Source organism: Bifidobacterium margollesii (assembly GCF_002860355.1).
In the GTDB taxonomy this organism is placed as follows: domain Bacteria; phylum Actinomycetota; class Actinomycetes; order Actinomycetales; family Bifidobacteriaceae; genus Galliscardovia; species Galliscardovia margollesii.
Window position 1 is genome coordinate 119,943 of the sequence record NZ_NMWU01000002.1, and the last position, 10,909, is coordinate 130,851.

At 62.8% G+C, this 10,909-nt stretch carries 10 protein-coding genes; 6 read left to right on the plus strand and 4 right to left on the minus strand.

Annotated features, from left to right (window positions below):
* The first annotated feature begins 5 nt into the window (after positions 1 to 5).
* Together Uis1B_RS00575 and Uis1B_RS00580 are read left to right on the plus strand one after the other, a co-directional pair.
* A complete protein-coding gene (locus Uis1B_RS00575; RefSeq protein WP_101614556.1) occupies positions 6 to 3,650 on the plus strand; it encodes a helicase in 3,645 nt (1,214 codons plus the stop codon).
* Positions 3,647 to 4,006, plus strand: a complete 360-nt coding sequence (locus Uis1B_RS00580; RefSeq protein ID WP_243390186.1) for a hypothetical protein — start codon at positions 3,647 to 3,649, stop codon at positions 4,004 to 4,006. Before Uis1B_RS00575 ends, Uis1B_RS00580 begins: the two co-directional genes overlap by 4 nt.
* A 390-nt stretch (positions 4,007 to 4,396) precedes the next feature.
* Here Uis1B_RS00580 and Uis1B_RS00585 read toward each other — a convergent pair whose 3' ends face one another.
* The 4 genes from Uis1B_RS00585 to Uis1B_RS00600 form a co-directional block, all read right to left on the minus strand.
* Positions 4,397 to 4,750 (minus strand): endonuclease domain-containing protein, encoded by a 354-nt coding sequence (locus tag Uis1B_RS00585; protein WP_101614557.1) that lies wholly within the window; start codon positions 4,748 to 4,750, stop codon positions 4,397 to 4,399.
* Between the two features lie 481 nt (positions 4,751 to 5,231).
* Positions 5,232 to 5,942, minus strand: coding sequence for an SAF domain-containing protein (locus tag Uis1B_RS00590; protein WP_101614558.1), 711 nt, complete (start codon positions 5,940 to 5,942; stop codon positions 5,232 to 5,234).
* 126 nt (positions 5,943 to 6,068) lie between these two features.
* A complete protein-coding gene (locus tag Uis1B_RS00595; protein WP_100512656.1) occupies positions 6,069 to 6,254 on the minus strand; it encodes an FmdB family zinc ribbon protein in 186 nt (61 codons plus the stop codon).
* Between the two features lie 106 nt (positions 6,255 to 6,360).
* Entirely contained in the window at positions 6,361 to 7,038 is a 678-nt protein-coding gene (locus Uis1B_RS00600) for a 5-formyltetrahydrofolate cyclo-ligase (protein ID WP_101614559.1), read from the minus strand.
* A 38-nt stretch (positions 7,039 to 7,076) separates the two neighbouring features.
* On the opposite strand from Uis1B_RS00600, the gene Uis1B_RS00605 reads away from it, so the two are divergent.
* The 4 genes from Uis1B_RS00605 (at position 7,077) to Uis1B_RS00620 (ending at position 10,885) form a co-directional block, all read left to right on the plus strand.
* Positions 7,077 to 7,721 carry a GNAT family N-acetyltransferase gene (locus Uis1B_RS00605; protein WP_101614560.1) on the plus strand — a complete coding sequence of 215 codons (645 nt, stop codon included), beginning with the start codon at positions 7,077 to 7,079 and terminating at the stop codon, positions 7,719 to 7,721.
* Positions 7,722 to 8,033: 312 nt separating this feature from the next.
* Positions 8,034 to 9,281, plus strand: coding sequence for a hypothetical protein (locus tag Uis1B_RS00610; protein WP_165782648.1), 1,248 nt, complete (start codon positions 8,034 to 8,036; stop codon positions 9,279 to 9,281).
* 184 nt (positions 9,282 to 9,465) lie between these two features.
* Positions 9,466 to 9,759 (plus strand): co-chaperone GroES, encoded by a 294-nt coding sequence (gene groES / locus Uis1B_RS00615; protein WP_100512652.1) that lies wholly within the window; start codon positions 9,466 to 9,468, stop codon positions 9,757 to 9,759.
* A gap of 106 nt (positions 9,760 to 9,865) precedes the next feature.
* Positions 9,866 to 10,885, plus strand: a complete 1,020-nt coding sequence (locus tag Uis1B_RS00620; RefSeq protein ID WP_101614562.1) for an AAA family ATPase — start codon at positions 9,866 to 9,868, stop codon at positions 10,883 to 10,885.
* Positions 10,886 to 10,909: the final 24 nt, after the last annotated feature.

The window sequence follows — 10,909 nt, forward strand, 5'->3', positions numbered from 1 at the left end:
CGTACATGAGTGAATCAACCGCATCGGAAGCACGGAACGAATCGAATTCGGCTCTCGACCGCGTCCGGGAATGGTATGACGAGTACCGTGGCGAGCATGGTCCCTCGCCGGTGGAGGATCTTTCGCAACTGGAGGCCCGACTCGATCTGACCCACGCTCACCCTTCGGGCATCGCCCAGCTGTTCGCCAGCGGCCATGTGCAGCTGAGCAATCTGTTCCGTGACACCGGCATGCTGCGTGCCGGGCAGCGTAGGCTCGCCCGCGTGCTGGAGGATCAGGCCTCCATGTCGAATGTGGAGGGAGACGCGCAGCTTTCGCTGGCCGTGGGCGTCGCCAGCTGGACGGGATGCACCATGCCGCTGCTGCTGTATCCGATTCAGGTGGACAGGGAGCCCGACAGCGAATCGCTGGCCCACGCGCAGCTGCGGTTCACCGCCACGGCAAGCATCAACCCGGCGTTCATCTCCGCGATGCGCGACAAAGGCGTGGTGCTTAACGAGAATCTGCTGCTTGATTCATCCCAGTACGCCGACAGCTCCCCGGAGACCTCCGCGCTGTTCGCCCGCATCTCCACCATGGTGGGTGACGCCGTGCAGTCGTTCGTCATCGAACGGGAGATCATTCTCGGCTGCTTCATCCATTCCTCCACCCTGTTCCTCAGCGAGGGCGAAACACTGATGCGCCGCATGAAGCGGGCTTTGACCGGCAATGATCTGTTGGATGTGCTCGCCGGCAACGAGAAGGCCGAACGGTTCCTCTCCGACTATCCGGTGCCTTCGTACACGCCGTACGACATCGATCCGCATAACGAGCTGGAAATCGGCGACGTGGACAACGTCGCCCGATATGCGGCCCAGATCGTCTCCTCTGGCGCTTCGGCGTTCATCGATCTGCCCGGCGGACGTCACTCCGCCGACATCGCATCCGCGGTGACCAGCCGTGCGATCATGAACGGCAAAACCGTGCTGTACGTGCCCTGCGTCACCAGTCAGAAGCGCCGGTTCGTCAAGCAGGTCAAGCGCAACGACATGTCCGGCATGCTGCTCGACATCAGCGATTCCGCATTCAACAATGCGGTGGATCATCAGCTGATCGCCGCGGTGGGATATCAGCCCGGCAGCGCCAGCTCCCACTTCGATCAGCTGGCCGACGAACTGGTGGGCGTGCGTACCCGTCTGACCAGATATCTCGGCGATCTGCACGGGCAGAACAAGGAATGGGGCGTCTCCGCCTACGAGACCATCCAGAATCTGGCTCGCATCTCGTCGCTGCCCACCCATCCCGCCACCCATGTTCGGCTGTCCGAGGATGCCGCCCGCCAGTTGGGCAGCTCCATGGACGCCTGGAGCGAGAAGCTCGTCCGCGCAGGCGAACTGGGCGAATTCACCATCAGCCCGGAAGACACCGCGTGGTTCCACGCCGCCATCTACACCGAGCAGGAAGCGGTCAACGCCTATCAGCGCGTGGTTCGTCTGCTGGATACCCTGATGCCGGCCATCCGCGAGCAGATCCGTTCCGTGGTGGAGACGTGTGGCTTCCCGATCCCCGACTCCATGCAGGAATGGGGCAGCCAGGTGGTGGTGCTCAAGAACCTGCGGCGCGTGCTCGACGTGTTCCAGCCCAACGTGTTCGAGCGGGACATTCCCGCGATGATCGAGGCGACCAAGTCTAAGGCCGACCGCAAGGCCGAAGGCAGCAGCATGGGCTTCTGGGAGCGTCGCCGCTACGTGAAGGAGGCCAAGAGCCTGCTGCGCGTGGGCGCACAGGTGGAGAACCTGCATGATGCGCTGCTCGTCGTGGCCAAGCAGGCGGAGCAGTGGCGCATGTTCGTGCCTCGTGGCGGATGGCCGGTGCTGCCGCCCAAGCTTGACGACATCATCGACACGCAGGAGGCCATCGGCGCCGATCTGACCGCACTGGACGCCGTGCTGGCCGCCACGCCCGAAGGCGCCGAACTGGAAACCATGCAGTTCAATGCGTTGGAGGCACGGTTGCAGGGACTGTTCGACGACCATCGTTCGCTGGACACCCTGCCGGAGCGCAGCAGCCTCGAACGTGATTTCGACGCCAACGGTCTGGGAGAACTGGTGGCCGATCTGCGTAACCGTCGCATCGCCACCGAAGCCGCGCCCGGTGAGCTCCAGTTGGCGTGGTGGACCACGATCTTCGAACTGATCGTGCACGCATCGCCGATCATCTCCAATCAGGACGGCTCGGTGCTGTCCGCCGCTTCCGACCGGTTCAATCAGGTCGATGCCGAACATGTGCGTTCCGTGGGCCCGATGGTCGATCAGGAGATGACCAAGAGGCTGAGCGAAATGCTGTACTCGCGCTCGCATGAGGCCAACCAGCTGCACACCCTGCTCGCCTCGCCCACACCGGTGCCGTTGAGTCGTCTGCGTCGCGACTATCCGAACATCCTCACGGCCGCCAAGCCCATTCTTGTGGCGAGCCCGGCCGCGCTCGTCTCCAATACCGCGCTGGAGCATCTGGCCGACATCGCCGTGATCGACGCCTCCGCCCATGTTCGTCCCCTGGAGCTGCTGTCGGTTCTGGCTCGCGTCGACCAGGTGGTGATTCTGGCCCATAAGGAAACGGTGTCTTCACCGATCGTCCGTGCGCTGATGCCGTATCTTAAGCCGCTCCGGCTCGTCGAACGGCCCGACCGGCGCGATCCCAGACTCGCGCAGTTCCTTGAACGCAACGGATACGGCAAGGTGCCTCTGGCGCTGAACGTGTCCAATGTGAAGGACGGCGTCACCTACACGTATGTCGAGGGCGCTTCCGGCGTTCCTTCGGTCACCACCGGTCTGGTGGAAAGCAACAAGAACGAAATCGATGCCGTGGTGGATCTGGTGATCCGTCGCGCCACCGGTTTCACCATCGTGCCCGCCACCTACATGCTGAGCATCGTCACGATCTCGCCCGTGCATCGTCAGCGCATCGGTGCCGAGCTCAAGGCGCGCAGCTCGAAGGATCCGGGTCTGCGCAAGTTCCTGCGTCACGTTCGCATCATCGGCCTCAACGAGGTGTGCGGCATGCAGTCCACGGACGCGATCATCACGTTCGGGTTCGCCCACACCACGCACGGACGCCTTCTGCAGCAGTTCGGCATGCTGGAAGCCCCCGGCGGCGCCTCGATGCTGCTCGACGCGCTGGCGTTGGCACACTCCCATGTGGATGTGGTCTCGTCGTTCACTTCGGCCGATCTGGATGACGACCGACTGCGCAAGGCCGGCCCTCAGCTCATGAAGCGGCTGCTCGTATGGTGCGAAGGACTTGATCAGGTGCCGATGCCCGTCCCGCACGCCTTGGATGGTGAGACGAGTACGCTGCTGGTCGATCTCGCCGATCGTATCCGTGCCCGTGGTCTGCGCGTCGAGTCCAACTATGGTTTCGAGGGTGGCATGAGCATCCCGCTGGTGGTCGGTCTTCCCGATAAGCCGTATGCGCTGGCCATCACCACCGATGATTCGACGTTCATGTCGATACCCTCCACCCGTCAGCGTCACCGTTTCGTCAAGGAGGATCTTGAATCCTTGGGATGGTCGGTGATGACGGTATGGAGCGTGGCCGCGTTCGTCAACCCCGACAAAGAGGTGGACCGTGTGGTCGCTCAGCTGTCGAAGCTGTATGGGGATGCGCAGTGAGCGGGAGCGTAGGTGCCGCCGCAGCCGCCGAGGAAGCCGAAGGCGAGTCGAAGGGCGTTGTCGGCGGATCCGTGGCAGGTGAGTCCGCAGGCATCGCGGTCAGGAGTGCGGGTACTGCGGGTGGGGCCGCCGGTGATGCGGGCGCTTCCCGCAGACGGCGTCCGCATCGGCGCGTGGTGTTCAGGGGAACCGAGCGCTTCGATGCGGATGGCTTGTTCGGTGATGACGGTGTTGCGGATTCGACCGATCCGGAGGTGCTGGACGAGCGTCTGCGCAAATCCGCCGATGACGACAGCCGCATTCTCAACGAGCTTCCCCCGCACTGGGCCAAGTTCGACGCCGAAGGCCGCCGCTAATCATCTCATCCGACCGACACGGTCGGCCACCTTCGTCTCAAGAGTGTTTTGGCTTCCCCCGGTGGGGGAAGCTGGCAGCCGGAGGCTGACTGATGAGGGGATCGGCCGTCGGTCGCGGAGAAATTGAATCGGTCTGCGACCGATGCCGTTTTCCGTGGCGGCTACGGCCGAGGTGAACCGCCCACCACCTCATCCGACCGGCTTTGCCGGCCGCCTTCAACCGCAATAGCGGACGGCCTTACGGCCGCGTTCCGTAAGCTCGCCTGTCGGCTCGCCTGAGCCCTGGAAACGCCTCCGGCGTTCCCTAAACGGGCTCAGCCTACGGGGAAGGTCATGTTTTGGCTTCCCCCACCGGGGGAAGCTGGCAGCCGGAGGCTGACTGATGAGGGGCTAAGAGAACCGTTTCGCCCGATCATGGATTCGTCTGGCAATGTCGGCACATACCGCTTCGAAATGATGATTCACCTCGTTATTCGGATATCGTGCCACCTCCATGCTTTGGTTGCGCAGGAATGCGTCACGTCGCGAATCGGATCGTTTACCGGGAATCTGATAGTGCTGTGAGCCGTCGAGTTCAATGACGAGCCGGGCTTTGGCGCAATAGAAATCGACGATATACGGGCCGATCACCTTCTGACGGTTGATGGTGAGCGGCAGTGATCTGAAGAAGCCGAACCATAGTTTGCGCTCCTCTCGGGTCATGTTCTTGCGTAGTTGCTGAGCATACGGTGTGAGATTAGACATATGACGTATCCGTTCGATGATTTTGAACTATCCGGGTAAGGCGAGGCTTGGTCACTTGCCACCTCATCCGTCCGACTGCGTCGGCCACCTTCCCCTCAAGGGGAAGGTCGCATCTTCGCCTGAGCCCTGGAAACGCTTCCGACGTTCCCTCGACGGGCTCAGCCTACGGGGAAGGTCATGTTTTGGCTTCCCCCGGTGGGGGAAGCTGGCAGCCGGAGGCTGACTGATGAGGGGCGCGGCCGTCGGTCGCGGAGAAATTGAATCGGTCTGTGGCCGATGCCGTTTTCCGTGGCGGCTACGGCCGAGGTGAACCGCCCACCACCTCATCCGACCGGCTTTGCCGGCCACCTTCAACCGCAATAGTGGACGGCCTTACGGCCGCGTTCCGTAAGCTCGCCTGTCGGCTCGCCTGAGCCCTGGAAACGCCTCCGGCGTTCCCTAAACGGGCTCAGCCTACGGGGAAGGTCATCCTCTCCGTTCGTTATTGGCGGACGGCGAGGATGGGGTGCTCCTGCTGGGCTTTGAGCGTGGCCAGCGCCTCGTCCGGCGTCATGGCGAACGTTACGGTCCTGCCGCCGTCATCGTCGGAACCGGACAGCAATCCTCCCGATCCCAATCCTCCCGATCCCAATCCTCCCGATCCCGAGCCTCCTGATCCCGAGCCAGCCGACTCTTCCGCTCCTCCGACGTCCGCTCCCGGTACGGTGATCACCGTGGCGTGCGACGACAGCGTGGCGTGCGGGGGCTTGTCCGACGACGACACCAAACGAACCACGTCACCAGGCGTGAGCGACTGCGGCACGCTGGCCAGTGTGACCTGCACGGTGGTCTGATCCGCCGTCGGAACCGGAGCATCATCGATCATCGCGGTGAGTACGGGGAATCCGACGTCGATGTCTACCCGTGCCGTCTTGCCGATGATCTGCGAAGGCTCGTCGATCATCCCTCCCATCGCGGCGGATACCGGCACCGTGACGGTGGAAAGCTGACTCGCCGAAATCACGTCGCCGCGGTCGATGCCGCCCGCTGCCACCACGATCGGCTGATTCGCGGTGAGCGACAATACGCATTGCAGTGCCGACCATACGGCCAGTCCGGCGCACAGTGCGATGCCCAGCCGGTACAGCATGGCGTTGCGCCGTCTGGTCCGCAGATCATGTCTGCCGTGTCGTTTGCCTCCGAAAACACTCATGCCTCCACCTTGCTGGATGGAGGCATGAAATGCAGGCCGTTGCGGCCAATGTGGTCGAATGTGAATCAGCCTAGAAAATCCACCGATTCAACCGATTTCATGAAACGCGGCTCAGAAACCACCGAACTACTTCTTCGCGCCATCGGTGCGGTAGAAGCCGCTTCCCTTGAATTCGATCGGTACGGCGGAATACACCTTGCGCACCTGCTCTTCGTGGCATTCGGGGCACACGGTGATCGGGTCGTCGGTGAACGACTGCTGTTCGGTGAAATCGTAGCCGCAGTTCTTGCAACGGTAATGATAGGTAGGCACTCTCGTTCCTCCAGAATCATGCATTCCTATAGATAAAGTCCGAACCTATCCTAGCGTCACGCCTGACAACCGCGGTCGTGATCGGCCGCAATAGCAATCGGCGAACCTACCGGAACATGGTCAGGCCCTCCGGGGTGAGCACCCCGTCCACCGGCTGATCCCACGGCTCATGGGGGAGCGGCCCGGCCACGAATTCCCACGGCCATACCACCGTGAGCACCCGGGCTTCCGGGGATTTCAGCGCAAGCATGCGGTCGTACCATCCGCCTCCACGTCCCAGACGAATGCCGGAACGATCCACCATGATCCCCGCGGTGATGATCAGATCGGCTTCGGCGATGGCCTCGGCCGGCAATACCGGACCGTCCGGCTCCTGCGGACGGCGGGGGCCGGCATCGTGGAGCCGGTCACTGCCGGTGAATGCGGACCAGCCGAGATCGCGCCCGGAACCCAGTACCGGCACCAGAACCCTCGGATTCCGTTCGATCAGCGAATCGAGCAGATCGATCATCGGCACTTCCGTGCCCATCGACACGTATGCCGCCACGGTGATCGGTTTCGCATCGCCGGACTGGGAACGGGATACGCCGTCGGTTCCGAATGCATCATTGGGCTGGAATGCTTCGCCGATCCGGAATATGCCTCCATTCCGGAACGCCGCGTCGACCAGTGATCGGCCGGCCTGCCGGCGCTCCGAATCGCTGACCGCTCGTCGTCGCGTCAGCGCCTCCCTGCGCAGAACCTGTTTCCGTGAAGCGATGTCGTCGGTCATGTCGTCGGTCATGCTCTCAGTTGTACTCACGTCGTCGGAATATGGGAGTCATGTTCCGGCTGTTTTCCAAACGCGACGATGATGAGTCGTCAAGTGAATCGTTTCATGTGCCGACTGTGCTGTTCGCGCCACCATCGTTCGAGCCGCTGCGTCTGCGGCCGATGCGGGTGGACGACATGGACGAGTGGAGTGAGGTGAAGCAGCGCAACGGCGAATGGCTGCGACCCTGGGAGTCCGGGGATCCGATGCATGCTCCCGCGATCACGTTCTCGCAGTGGATCGCCCAGCAACGGCGTAGCGAGCGGCGCGGCGAAGCCGTGATGTTCGTCGTCGAGCTGCACGGCAGGATCATCGGGCAGATCTCTTTGGGGGCGATCTGCTACGGTTCGATGCGCGTGGGAACCGTGGGATATTGGATCGACCGCGGACACGCCGGGCATGGGTATGCGCCGCTGGCAGTGGCGTTGCTGGCCGACTGGGCGATATCGAGTCCGACCGGGCCGAGGCTGCACCGGTTGGAGATCGCGATTCTGCTGGAAAACGAGCGGTCCCGTCGGGTGGCGGAGAAGCTGGGACTGCCGATGGAGGGATTGCGGCGTAATTATATGTATGTCAATGGCCGGTGGCGTGACCATGACGTATACGTGCTGCTCGCCTCGGACGTGCAGGGGGCTGTGATCGATCGCCTGCGATGATCGTCGGTATCGGACTGTTCGTCGGTATCGGACTGCTCGCTGGCATCGATTATTCGATATTGATCGGTATTGATCATTGCGTGCGAGGATTTCGTTAATACGCGACACCGGCCGTGTTGAAAATCAGCCCGGTCACTTATCGTAGAGGGCATGGATTTTGATTCGCTCGCAAGTGTGGTGTTGTGGGTGATCATAGCGATTCTTCTCTTCGGGCTTCAGCCTTGGCAGGTGCTTCAAGGCATGAGGAACGCGATGGAACATCGCTCCGACCGTTATTCCTCGTCACTGCATATCATCGATATGGATGGAGGAATGAGCTTCGGCGATCAGCACAGGACAATCGCCGGGAAAGGGGTCACCATGCAGCCGTCTGCGCAGGTGTCCGTATTGGACGACGCACGCATCGCCGAGGTAAGGCGATTGCGTCGCGCCGCCATACGCAGACGGCAGATTCTGGTGATCTCCCTGCTTGCCGTTGCCGTGCTGGTGTTGGTGTTGGCTCTGGCCTTGCATTTCAGCCCCGCATTCGCCCTGATTCCCGTGGTTCTGGACGCTGTTGTGCTGGCATTGGGCGCCCGCGCGTCGCGGCAGGCCCGCGAGTGGGAGACCAAGGTGGCGAAGGCCAAGCGGGCCAGTCGTCATCGTCGGCAGCGCGAGCGTGAAGCGGCGGCGAAGAGCGCGGCCGGCGTTTCCGATGCGGAAGCCGCCACGGATGCGATGTCCCGAGCGGAGATCGAGCGGACCATTGAGCGTGCGAAGGCGGAGAAGCTGGCGGCGATCGCCGAGCGTGAGATGAGGATGCATGGGGAGCGTCCGGGCTCGGCCGCGGTTGCGGCGGAGGCGGATCGGCCGGCGTCGGTGGCGCCCCGCAAGGTCCGCAGACGTACCGATACGACGTCGGGGGCGGGCGTCGAACGCAATATGGATGCGCAGTCGCAGCCGTCGGCGCAGCCGGTACCGGCACAGACCCAACCCGCGTCGTCTCGGCCCCAAGCCGCACCGGTGGAGCGGCCTGTGCAGTCGCCGTCCGAGCCGGTCGCTTCCGCTGTTTCCGATGGATCCGCACAGTCCGACGAGACGCGGCCCGACCAGCAGGTCCGAGAAGCCGAGGACACCACCGCCGAGCTCAAGAAGGTCACCCGCTCCCATGCGCTGGACGCCTTCGAACTGGCGGCGAGTCAGGATCTCATCTCCTTCTCGCTGGGCGCTCCCCGTCACGGGCAGGAGGTCAGGTCGGCCGAGCCGCAGAGCCTGGAGATCAAGTCCACGAAGCAGGTGGCCCATGCCGAACCGAAGCCGGTGGCGAAGCCATCCGAGCAGGACGGCAAGGGCGGGACGGAGCTCTCCCCGGATGAGAAGCCGGTGGTGCCGGCACCGGATCCTGCGATGGGCAGGCTGATCGACGCCAAGAAGGCCGAGCGGAGTGCCGAAGCTAAAACGGAGGCTCGTACCCGCGATGCCGTTCGTGAAGCGGTGCGCGATGCCGTGGCGGCTCCGGCGAAGACTTCGGATTCGCTGGGCGGCGATGTGGATGCCGTGCTCGCCCGCCGCCGCGGATGATCGAGAAGCGGCGTCTTCGCTGATGGCAAACCGGATTAGCACTCAAGTTGGCAGAGTGCTAATTTCGCGCTACCATAACTCATAGCGCAAAGGGACGTTCACCTGAGTGATCGTCAGCCTCTCCGGTTCTTCGTTCTGGCGCGGGAAATATCGATTGCTCTTTACAGAAAAGAGGAGGCACACAGTGTCGATTGCACTCACACCGTTGGAAGACAAGGTCATCATCAAGCAGGCCGCTGCCGAAACCAAGACCGCTTCCGGTCTGTACATTCCGGACAACGCCAAGGAGAAGCCGCAGCAGGGTGAAGTTCTGGCCGTTGGTCCCGGCCGTCGTGACGACAAGGGCGAGCGCATCCCCGTGGACGTCAAGGAAGGCGACAAGGTGCTGTACTCCAAGTACGGTGGCACCGAGGTCAACTACGGTGGCGAGGACTACCTGATCGTCTCCGCCCGTGACATTCTGGCCATTCTGCACTAAGCAGTCCGGTCGTTCGGTTTTCGGACATGACTCCCGTCGGTTTCGGCGGGAGTTTTTTGTTAGGCTGGGATGCAGATGGCGCGAACATGCTGCGATTGGGGGACTCATGGCTGAATCCGAACCGCCGGATACCGCTTGGCGTGGCACCGAGGATGCTGCTCGGACCATCATCGACGTGTTGGATGATGGTCTGGCGTGCTCGCGCGAGGCCGTTGAGCTTACCGTCACCGTGCTGTGTGCGGGCGGGCACCTGCTGCTTGAGGATGTTCCCGGCGTGGGCAAGACCACGTTGGCGCGTGCGTTGGGGCAGTGCGTGGGTGGGGATGTTCGTCGTGTGCAGTTCACGCCCGACATGATGCCGTCCGATCTGACCGGTGTGAGCATTTTCGATCAGGACTCCCGTCGGTTCGAATTCCACCCCGGTCCGTTGTTCGCGAACATCGTCATCGCCGACGAGATCAATCGCGCCAATCCGAAGACCCAGTCCGCCATGCTTGAGGCGATGGCCGAACGGCAGATCAGCGTCGATGGGGTGACTCACGAACTGCCGAGGCCGTATCTGGTGCTCGCCACGCAGAATCCCATCGAGCTCGAAGGAACGTATCCGTTGCCGGAGGCCCAGCTTGACCGGTTCATGGCCTGTACGTCGCTGGGGTATCCTTCGCGCGAGGCGGAGCGGGCGATGCTGCTGTCCGATCATGTGAACGATCCGTTGGCCGCGGTTCGACGCATCTGTTCCATGAGTGATGTGCTGGCCATGCAGCGACAGGTGGAATCCGTGTACGTGGGGGAGTCGATCGCCGACTACATCGTGTCGATTGTCCGCGCCACGCGGGAGCACTCTGATATACGGTTCGGTGCCTCGCCGCGCGCCGGGCTGAATCTGCTGTCCATGGCGCGCGCCCGGGCGATGATCCATCGCCGCGACTACGTGACGCCGGACGACGTCAAATCGCTGGTCGTGCCGGTGCTGGCTCATCGTCTCGTACTGCGTTCGACTGTGGGATCAGCGTCCGCTGTGGGATCGTCGTCCGCTGCCGGATCGCCGTCCGTATCCTCCGCGGCGGGTGGAATCCTCGTTTCCATACTCGATGAGCTTCCGACGCCGCGCGCCGATCATGCGTAGCATCCGTAGTCGTAAGGGGACTGC